The organism is Stenotrophomonas sp. STEN029 (assembly GCF_056760015.1).
Genome location: NZ_JBRREC010000025.1, coordinates 31,344 through 46,302 on the forward strand (window position 1 = coordinate 31,344; position 14,959 = coordinate 46,302).

Consider the following 14,959-nt stretch of genomic DNA (forward strand, 5'->3'; position numbering starts at 1 on the left):
GACAGTGCCCGCATGCTCTTTCTCCATGACATAGATCCCATCGCTTTCTCGCTGGGGCCGATCGACGTGCACTGGTACGGCGTCATGTACCTGCTCGGCTTCGCCGGCGCCTGGTGGCTGGGTCGCACACGTATCCTCGCCGGGCGCTTGCCGGGCGTGGACATGAACGGCTTCTCCGATCTGCTGTTCTACGCGATGCTGGGCGTGGTGCTGGGCGGACGCATCGGCTACATGCTGTTCTACGCAACTGCCGACTTCCTCGCCAACCCGCTGATCCTGCTGCGGGTCTGGGAAGGTGGCATGAGCTTCCACGGCGGCCTGATCGGCGTGTTGATCGCCGGCTGGTGGTGGACGCGCAAGCACAAGCTGCATTTCTTCGACACCATCGACTTCGTTGCGCCGCTGGTGCCACTGGGCCTGGGCTTTGGTCGACTGGGCAACTTCATTGGTGGCGAGCTGTACGGCAAGTTCACCAATGCCGGTTGGGGCGTGATCTTCCCGCATTCGCCGCTGAAGGATGTTCCGGCCGGATTGCCGGCGATGGAACAGCTGCTGTCGGCTGCGCAGATCCAGCAGGACTATGCTGCCGGCCTGCTCAGCCAGTACGCGCGCCATCCTTCGCAGTTGTATGAAGCACTGCTGGAAGGGCTGGTGATGTTCCTGGTGCTGTGGTTCTACTCGATGAAGCCGCGCCCGCGTTACGCCGTGTCCGGCCTGTTCGCGCTGCTGTACGGCTGCTTCCGCTTCCTGGTCGAGTTCGTGCGCATGCCCGACAACGGCGTGTACATCGCGTTTGATTGGTTGACCCGTGGCCAGATTCTGAGCCTGCCGTTGATCGTGCTGGGCTTGGTGTTGCTGGCAATGTCGCGCCGTGCGCCGGTGTTGCAGCCGGTGCTCCCACTGGAAGAGAAGAAGGCATGAAGCACTATCTGGATCTGCTGCAGCATGTGATGGAGCACGGCACCGAGAAGTCCGACCGCACCGGCACCGGCACGCGCAGCGTGTTCGGCTGGCAGATGCGTTTCGACCTCAACCAGGGCTTCCCGCTGGTCACCACCAAGAAGCTGCACCTGCGCTCGATCATCCACGAGCTGCTGTGGTTCCTGAAGGGCGATACCAATATCGGCTACCTGAAGGACAACAAGGTCAATATCTGGGATGAGTGGGCCGATGCCAACGGCGACCTCGGCCCGGTCTACGGAAAGCAGTGGCGCAGCTGGGCCACCGCCGATGGCCGCGAGATCGACCAGATGCAATGGCTGGTGGATGAGATCAAGCGCAATCCGGATTCGCGCAGGCTGGTGGTCAGCGCCTGGAACGTCGGCGAGCTGTCGCAGATGGCGCTGATGCCCTGCCACAACCTGTTCCAGTTCTACGTGGTGGACGGCAAGCTCAGCTGCCAGCTGTACCAGCGCAGTGGCGACATCTTCCTCGGCGTGCCGTTCAATATCGCCAGCTATGCGTTGCTGACGCATATGGTGGCGCAGGCGACCGGACTGGGTGTGGGCGATTTCGTGCACACGCTGGGCGACGCGCACATCTATTCCAACCATTACGAGCAGGCGCGCGAGCAGCTGTCACGTGAACCGCGCGCGCTGCCCACGCTGTGGTTGAACCCGGAGGTGACCGACCTGTTCGGCTTCCAGTTCGACGACATCCGCATCGACGGCTACGACCCGCATCCGGCAATCAAGGCACCGGTGGCGGTGTGATGAAGCTGTCGATGATCGCCGCGCTGGATCGCAACCGTGGCATCGGCCACGACAATGCGATGCCTTGGCATCTGCCGGACGACTTCAAACACTTCAAGGCACTGACCCTCGGCAAACCGATCCTGATGGGGCGCAAGACCGCCGAGTCGCTGGGCCGCGCGCTGCCGGGGCGGACCAACCTGGTGTTGACGCGTAGCGGGCAGGTGCCGTTTGCCGGCATGCGTGCGGTGGCTTCGTTGGACGAGGCGCGGGCAATTGCGGCGGGCGAGGGCGCTGACGAGCTGTGCGTGATTGGTGGTGGTGAGATCTATCGGCTGTTGCTGGATCAGGCGACCGACCTGCAGCTGACCTTGGTCGATGCCGAGGTGAACGCCGATACGCATTTTCCGGACGTCGACCCGGCGCTGTGGCGCGAGGTGGATAGCCAGGCGCATGCAGCGGATGAGCGGCATGCGTTTGCGTTCCGGTTCGTGCATTACGTGCGGCGCTGAGTTGTTTTGAAACTCAAAAGCTAGAAGCTACCCCTCCCCAGCCCTCCCCTTGGCTATGCCAAAGGGAGGGGGTAACAGCCTTGGCTGCGCGAAATGGTGCAGCCGGCGTGATCCGGCCCCTCCCTTTGGCATAGCCAAGGGGAGGGCTGGGGAGGGGTAGCTCTTTGCCCCTTGCATCAGGCTTTCAACGCCTTGCAGGAGACCCGATCACCCCGGCATCCGGTAATGCCCGATGATCGTGTGCCGGAACAACAGGTCCTGCTCCTGCGTCCCTTGGGCGATGTTGTGCAGCACCAGCGGGGTGCCGTTGTCCAATCGCCGATCCGAGACGATGCCCACATGCAGCAGCCCGTTGCCATTGAGCTTCCATGCCACGATGTCGCCGGCGGCGTAGTCGTCGGCGCGTGTGCTGATCGGTAGTTCCCAGCCCTCACGCTGGAACCAGCGCATCTGGTTTGGGACGCGGCGGTGGTCGATGTTTCGATCCGGTCGCGACAATCCCCATAGCTGCGGATAGGCGTCGAAGTTCCCGCGCATGTCCTCGTTGATGCGTTGCTGCAGATCGACGCCCTGCGTGCGCAGCGCGCGTATCACCACATCGGTGCAGACGCCGCGATCCGCTGGCGGATCGCCACCTGGGTAGCTCAGCGAGAAATAGGCCGGGTCGTAGCGGATGGTGACCCCGATCTGTGCGCGTGCGGCCGCAACCAGCGGAGGTGAACTGACTTGCGGCGCGGCTTCATTGGCCGCCTGCGACGGTAGGCTTGTCTCGCTGCCGTTGGGCTGCGGACGGCAGCCAGCAAGCAATGCAATGACCATCAGCACCGGTGCCGATGGCCACGCCCTCATGCAGCCGGTCCGTTGTTGTCCGGTGTGGGCGTGCTGTTGCTACCGTTGTTGCCATTGCCATTGCCATTGCGCCCACGCGGACGATGACGGCGCGGGCGCCGGCGTTGTTCGCCGCTGCGCTCGGTGCGCTGAGCTTCGCCGCGGGGTTCGGGCTTGGACTCGGACTTGGCGTCCACCTTGGCTTCCACACGCGGCTTGCGCGGCGGGTGCTGGCCCGGCACCGGTGCGGGCACGTCGCGGCCTGGTACCTGCACCACGCGCAGGTCTTCGCTGTCCAACTGCAGTGCGGTGAGCTTGCCCCCCCAGACTGCGCCGGTATCGATCGCATGCACGCCCTGGGTGATGGTCAGGCCCAGGGCTGACCAATGGCCGCAGACCATCTTCAGCTCGCGCTCGACCCGGCCAGGCACTTCGAACCACGGGTACATACCCTGCGGCTGGGTGCCCGGGGTGCCCTTGTCTTCCATGCCGATGCGCCCGCTTGGAGTGCAGTAACGCATGCGGGTGAAGATGTTGATGATCGCGCGCGAGCGGTCGTAGCCGCTCAGGCCCGGCGACCATGCCGGCTTGTCGCCATACATGTTGCGGAACAGTTTGCGGTAGCCGTTGCCGTGCAGTTGCAGCTCGACTTCGCGCGCATGCTTTTCGGCCAGTGCCACGGTCCACTTCGGTGCCAGGCCGGCATGGAACATCATCCAGCCCAGCTCACGGTCGACGTGGGCCAGCTTCTGCATGCGCAGCCAGTCCAGCAGTACGTCGCGGTCCTCGGCCAGCACGATGCGCTGCAGGTCCGGGTTGACCTTGCGTTGCTCCTCTTCGCTGCGGGCGCCGATGGCCAGCAGGGACAGGTCGTGGTTGCCGAGCACGGTGACGCTGTGTTCGCGCAGTGAATGCACAAGCCGCAGTGTTTCCAGCGACTGGCCGCCGCGGTTGACCAGATCGCCGGCGAACCACAGTTTGTCTGCAGCCGGATCGAAGTTGATCTTCTCCAGCAAACGCTGGGTGACGTCGTAGCAGCCCTGCAGGTCGCCAATTGCCCAGGTCGCCATCAGTGCAGCGTCCTTGGGATGGCGAGCACGAACGGCGCGATCGGTGCGGCGAACTCGGTGCCGTCGTCGGCGATCATGTCGTAGTGGCCTTGCATGGTGCCGTGCTCGGTGCCGAGCATTACCCCGGAGGTATAGCGGAACTCTTCACCGGGGCGCAGCCTTGGCTGCTCGCCGACCACGCCATCGCCATCGACGGTCTCGACCCGGCCTTCGCCGTCGGTGATGCGCCAGTGGCGGCTGATCAGCCGCGCCGGCATGGTGCCGCGGTTGTGGATGCGGATCGTGTAGGCGAACGCAAAGCGGCCGTCTTCAGGGGCCGACTGGTCGTCGATGAAACGAGGCGAGACCTCGATCTCGATCGCGTAGTGGCGGTTGTCTTCCATGGGAGGAGTGTAAGCAAAAGCAGGTGATCGGTTTGCGTGTTTGCAGCGCTTATTCGTGCGGCAGGTTGGCAAGCCTGATGAAATCGGCAACTTCCAGCTGTTCGGCGCGGGCATCGCTGCGTACGCCGGCGGCTTCGAACTGGGCCTGGTCGATGACGCCATTGAGGGCGTTACGCAGGGTTTTGCGGCGCTGGCCGAAGGCGGCGCGGACCACGTCGGCGAAGCGTTTGCGGTCGTTGATGCCGACGCTGGCGGGGTCGCGCGGGATCAACCGGACCACCGCCGAGTCCACCTTCGGCGGCGGCCGGAACGCGCCCGGCGGCACCACGAACAAGGCCCGCACCTCGCAGAACGCCTGCAACATCACGCTCAGCCGGCCGTAAACCTTGCTGCCGGGGCCGGCGGCCATGCGGTCGACCACTTCCTTCTGCAGCATGAAGGTCATGTCCGAGATCGCCGCGGCATGGTCCAGCGCGTGGAACAGGATCGGCGAGGAGATGTTGTAGGGCAGGTTGCCGACCAGGCGGATGCTGGAGCCGGCGGCCAGCTCGGTGAAATCCACCCGCAGCACATCGCTGTGGACGATGGTCAGCTCGCCCAGCGGCGCGGCAGCTTCGGTCAGCGGCGCGATCAGGTCGCGATCGAACTCGATGACGGTCAGCCTGGGATGGCGGCGCAGCAACGGGAAGGTGATGGCGCCCTGGCCCGGGCCGATCTCGACCAGGCGGTCGTCACCCTTCGGGTCGACCGCCATGACGATCTTCTCGACGTAATACTTGTCCGCCAGGAAGTGCTGGCCGAGCTGCTTCTTGGCCGGGGCGGTGAAGCCCGTGCGCGGGGAATGGTCTGAATTCATGTATTGATTTTACGTTGTGCAGCCAACTGCGCGCATAACGCCGTTGCCGCGAACAGGCTCGAGGGGTCGGCCACGCCCTTGCCGGCGAGGTCCAAGGCGGTGCCGTGGTCCACCGCGACGCGCGGGTAGGGCAGGCCCAGGGTGATATTGGTGGCCTGCTCGAAGCCGCTGTATTTGAGCACCGGCAGGCCCTGGTCGTGGTACATCGCCAGCACCGCGTCGAAACCGGCCAGTTTGGCTGGCAGGAAGGCGGTGTCGGCGGGCAGCGGGCCGATCAGGTTCAGGCCTTCGCCACGCATCTGCTCGAGCAGCGGAATGATCAGGTCCAGCTCTTCACGGCCGAGATGGCCATCTTCGCCGGCATGGGGGTTGAGCCCGAGCACGGCGATGCGCGGCTGCGCCAGGCCGAAATCGCGGCGCAGGGCAGCATCGGTGGTGCTGATGACCTTGCGCAGGCTGTCGGCCGTGATGGCGTCGGCGACGTCGCGCAGCGGCAGGTGGGTGGTTGCCAGGGCCACACGCACGATGTGGTTGGCCAGCATCATCACCACTTCGACGCCGGCCTGGTTGGCCAACAGCTCGGTGGTGCCGCTATAGGCGATGCCGCCCTGGTTGATCACCGCCTTGTGCACCGGTCCGGTGACCACGCCGTCGAGGCTGCCGTCCAGGCAGGCCTGGCCGGCACCGAGCAGGGCATCGATCACCGCGTGCGCATTGCGCGGATCGGCATGGCCGAACTGGGAAGGGGCGGCATTGCGGACTTCACGCAGGCGCAGGTCGCCGGGACGGCTTGCTTCGGCGTGTTCGGGGAGTAAATGCAGCGGCAGGTTCAGCGCGCTGGCGGCGGCCCGCAGCGTATCGGGGTCCGCAAACGCCAACAGCCGGCAGTCACTGCGCGGCTGTTGGGCAAGGCGAATGCAGAGTTCCGGGCCGATCCCGGAGGGCTCGCCCGGAACCAGAGCGAGCTGGGCAGCCATGGATCAGGGCTTGGCCGGTTCTGCCGGGGTGGTTGCCGTGTCGGCATTGCCCTCGGCGCGGTCACCGCTGCGGAAGCTGACGTAGGCTTCGCCGCGCAGTTCCTGCAGGAAACGGTTGTACTCGTCGTCCAGCTTGCGGCGGCCGATCTGTTCACGGATCTGGGCGCGCTTGTTGTTGTCGCTCACGTCGGTCTGGCGGGTGGCCACGCGCTGCACGATGTGCCAGCCGGCGTCGGTGCGGAACGGGCTGCCGACGCCGTTGTCGCTCAGGCTTTCCACCTGCTTGCCGAAGTCCGGGCCGAAGGCATCGGCCGGGAACCAGCCCAGGTCACCGCCCTGGCCGCGGCTGTTGGTGTCGTCGGAAGACTCCTTGGCCACGGCCTGGAAGTCGGCGCCGCCAGCAATGCGTGCACGCAGGGTCTCGATCTTGGCCTTGGCAGTTGCATCGTCGACCTGGTCAGTGACGCGCACCAGGATGTGGCGGGCATGGTATTCGGTGACCTTCTGGCCGCCACCGGCGCTGCCGGCATCACGGGTTTCCACCAGCTTGAGCAGCTGGAAGCCGCTCGGGCCGCGGATCGGGCCGAGCACGTCGCCGGCCTTCATGTTCTTGATCTGGTTGGCGAACGCGCTGGGGATTTCGTCGGCGCTGCGCCAGCCCAGGTCACCGCCTTCCAATGCGTTGGGGCTGTCCGAGTAACGGACGGCAGCCGCGGAGAAGTCCAGTTCACCCTTGTCGAGCAGGCCCTTGACGCCGTCAACCTTGCTCTGGCCGGTGGCGATCTGCTCGGCAGTCGCGCCTTCGGGCAGGGCAATCAGGATGTGCGCCAGGTGGAACTGGGCACCGCCGGCGTTTTCCTGCGCCAGTGCGGCATCCACTTCACCTTCGCTGACGCTGATGCGACTCTGCGCGAAGCTCTGGCGCAGGCGCTGGGTGATGATTTCCTCGCGCACCGAGTTACGGAAGTCGGAGAAACCAATGCCGTCCTGGCTCAGGCGCTGGCGCAGGCCATCGACCGTGGTGCCGTTCTGCTGGGCAATGCTGCCGATGGCGTGGTTGAGCTCTTCATCGCTGACGCGGATGCCGCTGCCATCGGCGCGGGCTACCTGCAGTTTGACCAGCACCAGACGCTCCAGAACCTGTCGTTCCAGTACGGATTCGGGTGGCAGCTGAGCCTCACGGCCAGCGTACTGGCCCTTGATGTTGGCGACCGCACGCTGCAGTTCGCTCTGCAGGATGACGTCCTCATCGACGATGGCGGCAATGCGATCCAGCGGTTGCGTCTGCTGCGCAACAGCCGGGGCGGCAACGCCGGAGAACGCCAGCAAGGTGGCGAGGACTGCAGGAAGGGTCTTGGTCATGGAATCTGGTTGGGATCGTAGTCGTCGTCGTTCGCTTCGATGTTGCTGGGCGGAACGAGGTAGAGGTCGTCTCGGTTGTAGCCGAGAATAGCACGGCGCAAGGTGCGGTCCGTGTTCTGTCCAACCGAGCTCAGGCCCTTGAGCACGAACTCGATCTGGAACGAATTGTTGAGGTCACCTTCGCGGTTCTTGACATAGCGACGGGCCAGCGCACGCACCGCCAGGCAGCAGCTGTCCCACTGTACGCCGCCGATGATCTCCAGCGGCTTGCTGTCGACCATGGAGTAGTAATAGCGGCCGACGACGCTCCAACGCGGGTTGATCGGGTACAGGAAGGAGAAGTCAGCCTGCTTGAGCTGCTCCTTGCCGGTACTCGGGTTGCCGCGGTAGCGGTAGGTCAGGTTGATCACGCCGTCGTCGGGCAGCAGGTAACGTGCACGCACGCTGGCCAGGTCTTCCTTGCGGAACTTGGGATTCCACTGGTAGGTGGTGCCGAGGGTCCAACGGTCAGTCATGGCCCAGTTGACGTCGGCCACCCAGGCGGACTTGCTTTCGCTCACCACCGGGTCGCCGGGATTCACGGTGACCCGCGAGTCTTCGAAATAGGTGATCTGGCCAATGCTGGCGGAGAGCTTTTCGCGCCCGTCAGCCTGACGGATAAGACGGGTGGTCAAGGCCGTGGTCAGCTGGTTGGCATCGTTCTGGCGGTCGGCGCCGGTGAAGCGCGAGTCGCGGAACAGCTGGCCCCAGCTGAAGGTGAAGGCGCGGGTGTCGAGCAGCGGCAGGTCCGACTGATCGCGGTACGGGGTGTTCAGGTAGAACAACCGGGGTTCCAGCGTATGCAGGTAGGACTTTCCGCCGAGCGTGGTTTCACGATCGAAGAACAGGCCCATGTCGATGCTGGCGATGGGCATGCTGCGGCTGGGCGAGGTGTTGCCGCGCAGCTGCTCCGGGGTCGGGTTGGTGATGCCGGCGGCATTCAGTTGCTTGAGACGGATGTCGTCGGCCAGGCCGCGCTCCAGGTCATAGGCGGTATAGCGCCAGGCCAGGGTCGGGGTGATGTACCAGGCGGCGCCGCCGAGCGGCATCGAGACATAAGGCTTGATGTCCAGGCGCGAGCCGCCAAACATCCGGGTGACGTCGCCGGTGCGGACATACTCGCCATCTGCATCCCGCGTCTTGAGGTGGATGTCATCGTGGGTGAAGCGCACCGCCTCGGCATACACGCCAGCTTCGAACCAGTGACCGAAGCTCTCGTCCCAGGTGGCGAACAGCCGCGGCTGGCGGCTGTAAGGCAGCGATTCCTCGGTGAGGGTGTAATCGGTCAGCTGCCATTCGTCGGCCATGATGCCGGCGGTCCAGCTGCGGCCGGTGCCGTACAGGCCAGCCGTGCTCTGCATGTTGGAGGCAGTGATGCCGTTCAGTCGGTTGGAAAAATCCTCGACGTAGCGCTCGTCGCTGACCCAGGCCAGGTTGGCGCGGGCCTGCCAGTTCTTGTCGATGTTGTGGTAGCCATTGAACGACAGACTGCCGCGATCACGGTCGCGCAGGGAGTCGTTTGGCAGATATGTCGTTTCCAGCTGGCCGCGGCCGCCGGAGTACAGGTAGCGGAATTCATTGTCGAGCATGAGCCCGCGCTTGCTCATGTAGCGCGGGGTCAGGGTGTCATCGTAGTTCGGCGCCAGATTGAAGTAGATCGGCTGCGCGTAATCAAAGCCATTGCGTCCCGACAGGCTCAGCTTTGGATAAAGCAGGCCGGTCATGCGGCGGTCGTCGATCGGGAACTTGAAATAAGGCATGTACAGCACGGGCAGCTTGCCCACGCGTAGCACGGCATTGCGGGCGGTGCCGAAGCCTTCGTCATTGTCGACGTCGATCTGCGGCGCCACCAGCTTCCAGACCGGCTGCGAGGGATCGCAGGTGGTGTAGCTGGAATGGTGCATCTGCCCGGTCGACCCCTGCAGGTCGACCGAGTCGGCCGAGCCGTTGCCACGGCGGGAGACCAATTGGTAACGGATGTCGCTGATCTTGTGCGAGTCCGTTTCCTGATTGCCCTCTGCGCGCTCGGCGACCATGCGGATCGACGAATCCGAATAACGGACATTGCCTTCGGCGATGTAATTGCCGCTTTCGGTATCCAGGCGCAGGCTGTCGGCGCCCATGAATTGGTCGCCACGCTTGAGCAGCACATTGCCCTGGTATTGCGGTACGGCGCTGGTGCCAGTGAGCTCGTTGCCCTCGATGTCGGTGGGCAGCTGCTCGCGGTTGGCTGCGGCGGAGGGGTCCGCCGGCGGTGCCTCGTCAAAGGCGGGGAGCGTGTCGGTTGCCGGGCACAGGCCCCAGTTCACCGGCTTATCGTCGGCCCAGGCGGGCAGGCAGATGGCAATGCCCAGGGGCAGGGGGAGCAGGCGGAGAGCTTTGCGCACGCGGTTCGCATTCGGGGGGAAAACGGCCGCTAGCTTGCCGCATCGCCCGCGAGGGGGCAATGAAAGCCTGCCGGACGGGCCGGGTGGGGTTCATCCATCAACGGCTTGCGAGCAGTTCCTGGACGTGGGCGACACTGCATTCGCGCAGGGCCTGCAGGTCGTAGCCGCCTTCCAGCATCGATACCACACGGCCACTGCCATGGCGGTCGGCGAGCCTGGCCAGCTCGCTGGTCAGCCAGCCGAAATCCTCGGTTTCGACCATCAGGTCAGCCTGCGGATCGCGCATGTGGGCATCGAAACCGGCCGAAATGAACAGCAACTGCGGTCGGAACGCCTCGATCTGCGGCAGCATCTCGTCGGCCCAGGTGTTGCGGAAGCGGAAGCCGCCGCTGCCCGGCGGCAGCAGGATGTTGCAGATATTGCCGACCCCGCGCTCGCGCATGTTGCCCGAATACGGGAACAGGCCCGACTGGTGAGTGCTGTAGTAGGCGATCTTGGGGTCGGTCTCGAAGATGGCCTGGGTGCCATTGCCGTGGTGTACGTCGAAATCGACGATGGCGATGCGCTCCAGGCCGTACTTGTCGCGGGCGTAGGCTGCTGCCACGGCGATGTTGTTGAACAGGCAGAAGCCCATCGCGGTATCGGCGGTGGCGTGGTGACCTGGCGGTCGTACCGCACAGAACACGTGCTTGTTGCCTTCTTCCAGCATCACCGCGTCGACTGCGGCGACGCCGGCACCGGCCGCATGCAGGGCCGCGCTGGCCGAGCCGGGCGAGCTGAAGGTGTCCAGGTCGATGCGCCTCAGCGGCGCGGTCTGCACCTGCAGCACCGAATCGATCAGCTCGCGGGTATGCACCCGGGCCAGTTCGCCAAGCTTGGCAGGCGGTGCGTTGCGCCATTCCAACTGGTCCGGGAACTCGGCGCGCAGGGCTGAGATGACGGCGTGTAGACGTTCCGGCGACTCGGGGTGGTCGATGCCGGGGTCGTGTTCAAGGCAGGCAGGGTGGGTGAATACCAGCATGGCCGCACTGTAACCGTCGACGCCGCGCACTGCGCGGCGTCGTATGGGAGGAGAGGATCAGCCGTGACGGCGTTCGTGGTTCCACAGTACTTCGCCATGGCCGCCGGCCCGGGCAAGCACGCGGGACAACACGAACAACAAGTCGGACAGGCGGTTCAGGTAGCGCACCGCTTCGGCTCGGATGTCTTCAACGCGGGCCAAGGCCACGGTTTCACGCTCGGCACGGCGGACGATGGTGCGGGCCAGGTGGCAACGTGCCGCGCCCTCACCACCGGCTGGCAGGATGAAATCCTTCAACGGCGGCAGGTCGTCGTTGTAGCGGTCCAGGTGCTGCTCCAGCGCGTCGATGTCGGCGCCGTGGATGGCGGCGTGGCCGGGGATGCACAGCTCGCCACCGAGGTCGAACAACTGGTGCTGGATGGTGGTCAGCAACGTGCGCACGTCCTCGGGCAGGTCCACGGCCAACAGCACACCAATGGCGGAGTTGGCCTCGTCGACGGTGCCGTAGGCGTTGACCCGCAGCGAATCCTTGCCGGTGCGGCTGCCATCACCCAGGCCGGTGCTGCCATCGTCGCCGGTGCGGGTGTAGATCTTGGAAAGGCGGTTACCCATTGCCTGGCGTGCCCTTAGTGGGCAACGCGGCCAGCGGCCGGCTGCTTGCTGACGGCTTCAGCCACAACCTGCACCAGCGCGGCAGCGCCGATGTACATGGCGGCGCTCTGCATGTACGGCAGCAGCCAGTCGCTGTAGTTCTTGGCCCAACCGGCGAAGGTCGGCTCGGCGACCGAGGCGCTGATCCAATAGAAGCTGCCTTGGGCGATCAGGTGGCACAGCGCGACCGAACCGATCACGGTGGCGGCCAGCATGGCCAGCGACTTGAGGTTGGCGCTGCGGTAGTAGCGACGCAGCAGCATGCCGCCGGTCCACATCGCGAAGTAGGCCGGGATCAGCATCCAGTAAGCGGCCGACACGCAATAGTGCTGCCAGAAGCTCATGCCCTGGTTGGAGATCACGACCCAGTCAACCACCACCGCCAGGCCCATCAGCAGCGGGAACGCCCAGCGGGTCCAGGTGCGCAGGTAGAAGCCGCCAATGAAGAACACCGCCCACGAGGCGTCCGGAACCGGTGCGAAGTGGTTGAGGCGGGTGCCGGCCATCAGCAGCACGAGCAGGGACAGGATGATGGCGCGTTGGGCGTTGGCGGTCATGGTGGCGGTTTCCGTTAATCAGACGGCCATTCTAGCCGCAGTGGGGGTGAACCGGCGGTTGCGCTGCGGCACGGGGCGGCGACCGGGCGGGTGAAGCCCCGTTATCATTGGCCCATGAGCAAGAACCATGACGTAGTGATCGTCGGTGGCGGGCTGGTTGGTGCCAGCCTGGCCATCGCATTGGACCGGCTGGGGCTGGATGTAGGGCTGGTCGAGGCGACCCCGGGCGGCGCGCTGCCGGCGGTGTTCGACCAGCGCAACCTCAGTTTTGCCGCCGCCACGATCAATGCGCTGAGCGCGCTGGGGGTGATGCAGAAGCTGACCAACCCCGGCGGCCCGATCCGCCGCATCCACGTCAGCCGTGCCGGCGATTTCGGCCGGGTGCTGATGCAGGCGGCCGATTACGGGCGTGAGGCGTTCGGACAGGTGGTGGTGGCGCGCGACTTTGGCGACGCGCTGGAAGCACGCCTGGGCGAGTTGCAGCAGCTGACCCGCTACCGCCCGGCGAAGTTTGTCGGCCTGGGGGCGTGCAGCGATGGCCGCCGCGAGGTGCTCATTGCCGAAGACGCTGGCGAACAGCGCCTGCAGGCCCGGCTGGTGGTTGGCGCCGATGGCACCCGCAGCGCGGTTCGGCAGGCGCTGGGGATCGAGGTCAGCGAACACGATTACCAGCAGACCCTGTTCGTGGCGCGGCTGCGCGCGGCCAAGGCACCGGACGGCTGCGCCTATGAGCGCTTCACCGATACCGGCCCGACCGCATTGCTACCGCGTGGCGACCGCCACTACGGCGTGGTCCACGGCGTCGCTCGCGAAGAGGCTGATGCGGTGATGGCACTGGACGACGCGGCGTGGCTGGCGCGGCTGCAGGACGCGGTGGGCTGGCGCGCCGGGCGGTTGCTGGAAAGCGGCCCGCGCAGCGCCTATCCGCTGATCCAGGTATTGGCACAGAAGCTGGTTGGCGAACGCGCGCTGCTGCTGGGCAATGCCGCGCAGACCATCCATCCGCTGGGTGCGCAGGGCTTCAACCTCGGTCTGCGCGATGCGCTGACCCTGGCCGAGCTGATTGGCGACGCCGCACAGGACCCGGGGAGTGAGGATCTGCTGCAGGCCTATGTGGCGCGACGCGGCCCGGACCGCGAGCAGACGTTGGCGTTCTCCGATGGGCTTGCCCGTTTGACCAGCAATGCCACGCCGCTGATACGGCCGCTGCGCAGTCTGGGGTTTGTCGCTGCGGCGCAAGCGCCGGCCGTGCAGTCCTTCCTGGTCGGTGGCGCGATGGGCTTCCGCGGGCAGGTGCCCGAGCTGTGCAGGAGTGAAGCGCGATGAGCCGGCGCGGACAGTGGGATGCGGTAATCGTCGGCGGTGGCGTGGTTGGTGCGGCGTGTGCGCTGGCGCTGGCCGGGGAAGGTCTGCAGGTAGCGATGGTGGAAGGCCGCGAGCCACCGCCGTGGTCGCCACAGCAGCCGGACCTGCGGGTGTTCGCGTTTGCCGCCGATAACGCTGCCTTGCTGGAATCGCTGGGCGTGTGGAAGCAGGTGGATCAGGCCCGTGCCCGCGCGTATCGGCGTATGCGGGTGTGGGATGCCGGTGGTGGTGGCGATCTGACCTTCGATGCCGACACGCTTGGCCGCCGCGAGCTGGGCTGGATCGTCGAGAACGGCCTGCTGGTGGATCGGCTGTGGGCCGCATTGCCGGCTGCCGGGGTGCAGTTGTATTGCCCGGCGCGGGTGGAAGCGATGGAGCAGGACGCGCAGGGCGTGCGCCTGCGCCTGGATGATGGCCGCCGGGTCGAGGCCTCGATCGCGATTGCCGCCGATGGCGCCGAATCCACCCTGCGCACCTTGGCAGGCCTGGATGTCAGCCGACATGATTACGGCCAACGCGGCGTGGTCGCCTATGTGGACAGCGCGCTGCCGAACGAAGACACCGCCTGGCAGCGTTTCCTCGATACCGGCCCGTTGGCGGTGCTGCCGTTCGACCGCAACCGCAGCTCCATTGTCTGGACCTTGCCGGATGCCGAGGCCGAGCGGGTGCTGGCCCTGGATGAGGACAGCTTCAATCGTGAGCTGACCAATGCATTTGCCGGGCGCTTGGGCGAGATGCGTTTGGTCTCGGCGCGCGCTGCGTTCCCGCTGCGCCGGCAATTGGCCACCGCCTATGTGGCGGGGCGCGTACTGACCCTGGGTGATGCCGCACATGTGGTGCATCCGCTGGCCGGGCAGGGTGTGAACCTGGGCCTGCGCGATGTCGCCGGTCTGCGTGATCTTGTGCGCGAAGCCAGGCAGCGTCGGCAGGACTGGAGCTCACCACATCGCCTGCAGCGCTGGGCGCGTACCCGCCGCAGCGAGAACACGGTGGCTGCTTACAGTTTCGATGCGATCAACAAGGTGTTCTCCAACGACGAGATGCACCTGACCCTGGCGCGTGGCGCGCTATTGGGTCTGGCGGGCAAGATGCCGCCATTGATGTCGATGTTCTGGAAGCGCGCCTCCGGCCTGTAGGCAAGGTAGTGCCGAGCCATGTTCGGCAAGAGGCTTTACCAGCAATCCCAATGTAGTGGGGGGGGGGGGGGGGGGGGGGCGGGGGGGGGGGGGGGCCCGCCGCCGGCCGGGGGGGCGGCGCCGG

At 65.8% G+C, this 14,959-nt stretch carries 15 protein-coding genes; 5 read left to right on the plus strand and 10 right to left on the minus strand.

The window, feature by feature from the left end:
- Positions 1-12: 12 nt before the first annotated feature.
- The 3 genes from lgt to ACVOLI_RS07935 are packed head-to-tail and all read left to right on the plus strand — an operon-like array spanning position 13 to position 2,203.
- A complete protein-coding gene (gene lgt / locus ACVOLI_RS07925; RefSeq protein WP_481534171.1) occupies positions 13-921 on the plus strand; it encodes a prolipoprotein diacylglyceryl transferase in 909 nt (302 codons plus the stop codon).
- Positions 918-1,712 carry a thymidylate synthase gene (locus ACVOLI_RS07930; RefSeq protein WP_481534172.1) on the plus strand — a complete coding sequence of 265 codons (795 nt, stop codon included), beginning with the start codon at positions 918-920 and terminating at the stop codon, positions 1,710-1,712. Before lgt ends, ACVOLI_RS07930 begins: the two co-directional genes overlap by 4 nt.
- Positions 1,712-2,203: a dihydrofolate reductase gene (locus tag ACVOLI_RS07935; protein ID WP_481534173.1), complete on the plus strand. Its 492-nt coding sequence runs from the start codon at positions 1,712-1,714 to the stop codon at positions 2,201-2,203. Before ACVOLI_RS07930 ends, ACVOLI_RS07935 begins: the two co-directional genes overlap by 1 nt.
- Before the next feature lie 207 nt (positions 2,204-2,410).
- On the opposite strand, the gene ACVOLI_RS07940 is transcribed toward ACVOLI_RS07935, so the two are convergent.
- The 10 genes from ACVOLI_RS07940 to ACVOLI_RS07985 form a co-directional block, all read right to left on the minus strand.
- Complete coding sequence (locus ACVOLI_RS07940; protein WP_481534174.1) at positions 2,411-3,052, minus strand: DUF1287 domain-containing protein; 642 nt, start codon at positions 3,050-3,052, stop codon at positions 2,411-2,413.
- On the minus strand, positions 3,049-4,101 hold the full coding sequence (locus ACVOLI_RS07945) for a symmetrical bis(5'-nucleosyl)-tetraphosphatase (RefSeq protein WP_481534175.1): 1,053 nt from the start codon (positions 4,099-4,101) through the stop codon (positions 3,049-3,051). The genes ACVOLI_RS07940 and ACVOLI_RS07945 overlap by 4 nt, the downstream gene beginning before the upstream one ends.
- Complete coding sequence (apaG, locus tag ACVOLI_RS07950) at positions 4,101-4,484, minus strand: Co2+/Mg2+ efflux protein ApaG (RefSeq protein WP_282270811.1); 384 nt, start codon at positions 4,482-4,484, stop codon at positions 4,101-4,103. Before apaG ends, ACVOLI_RS07945 begins: the two co-directional genes overlap by 1 nt.
- Before the next feature lie 49 nt (positions 4,485-4,533).
- Positions 4,534-5,340: a 16S rRNA (adenine(1518)-N(6)/adenine(1519)-N(6))-dimethyltransferase RsmA gene (rsmA, locus tag ACVOLI_RS07955; RefSeq protein WP_481534176.1), complete on the minus strand. Its 807-nt coding sequence runs from the start codon at positions 5,338-5,340 to the stop codon at positions 4,534-4,536.
- The gene (gene pdxA, locus ACVOLI_RS07960; protein WP_481534177.1) at positions 5,337-6,317 is read right to left on the minus strand and encodes a 4-hydroxythreonine-4-phosphate dehydrogenase PdxA; all 981 of its coding nucleotides are present in this window, start codon (positions 6,315-6,317) and stop codon (positions 5,337-5,339) included. The genes rsmA and pdxA overlap by 4 nt, the downstream gene beginning before the upstream one ends.
- Positions 6,318-6,320: 3 nt before the next feature.
- Positions 6,321-7,679 carry a peptidylprolyl isomerase gene (locus tag ACVOLI_RS07965; RefSeq protein WP_481534178.1) on the minus strand — a complete coding sequence of 453 codons (1,359 nt, stop codon included), beginning with the start codon at positions 7,677-7,679 and terminating at the stop codon, positions 6,321-6,323.
- On the minus strand, positions 7,676-10,105 hold the full coding sequence (lptD, locus tag ACVOLI_RS07970; protein ID WP_481534179.1) for an LPS-assembly protein LptD: 2,430 nt from the start codon (positions 10,103-10,105) through the stop codon (positions 7,676-7,678). Before lptD ends, ACVOLI_RS07965 begins: the two co-directional genes overlap by 4 nt.
- 97 nt (positions 10,106-10,202) lie before the next feature.
- Positions 10,203-11,126, minus strand: a complete 924-nt coding sequence (locus ACVOLI_RS07975; protein ID WP_481534180.1) for a histone deacetylase family protein — start codon at positions 11,124-11,126, stop codon at positions 10,203-10,205.
- Positions 11,127-11,183: 57 nt separating this feature from the next.
- Positions 11,184-11,738 carry a cob(I)yrinic acid a,c-diamide adenosyltransferase gene (locus ACVOLI_RS07980; RefSeq protein WP_282270799.1) on the minus strand — a complete coding sequence of 185 codons (555 nt, stop codon included), beginning with the start codon at positions 11,736-11,738 and terminating at the stop codon, positions 11,184-11,186.
- 14 nt (positions 11,739-11,752) lie between these two features.
- Positions 11,753-12,334, minus strand: a complete 582-nt coding sequence (locus ACVOLI_RS07985) for a hypothetical protein (protein ID WP_481534181.1) — start codon at positions 12,332-12,334, stop codon at positions 11,753-11,755.
- Between the two features lie 114 nt (positions 12,335-12,448).
- On the opposite strand from ACVOLI_RS07985, the gene ubiH reads away from it, so the two are divergent.
- Positions 12,449-13,660, plus strand: a complete 1,212-nt coding sequence (gene ubiH / locus ACVOLI_RS07990; RefSeq protein WP_481534182.1) for a 2-octaprenyl-6-methoxyphenyl hydroxylase — start codon at positions 12,449-12,451, stop codon at positions 13,658-13,660.
- Positions 13,657-14,835 (plus strand): UbiH/UbiF family hydroxylase, encoded by a 1,179-nt coding sequence (locus tag ACVOLI_RS07995; RefSeq protein ID WP_481534183.1) that lies wholly within the window; start codon positions 13,657-13,659, stop codon positions 14,833-14,835. The genes ubiH and ACVOLI_RS07995 overlap by 4 nt, the downstream gene beginning before the upstream one ends.
- Positions 14,836-14,959: the final 124 nt, after the last annotated feature.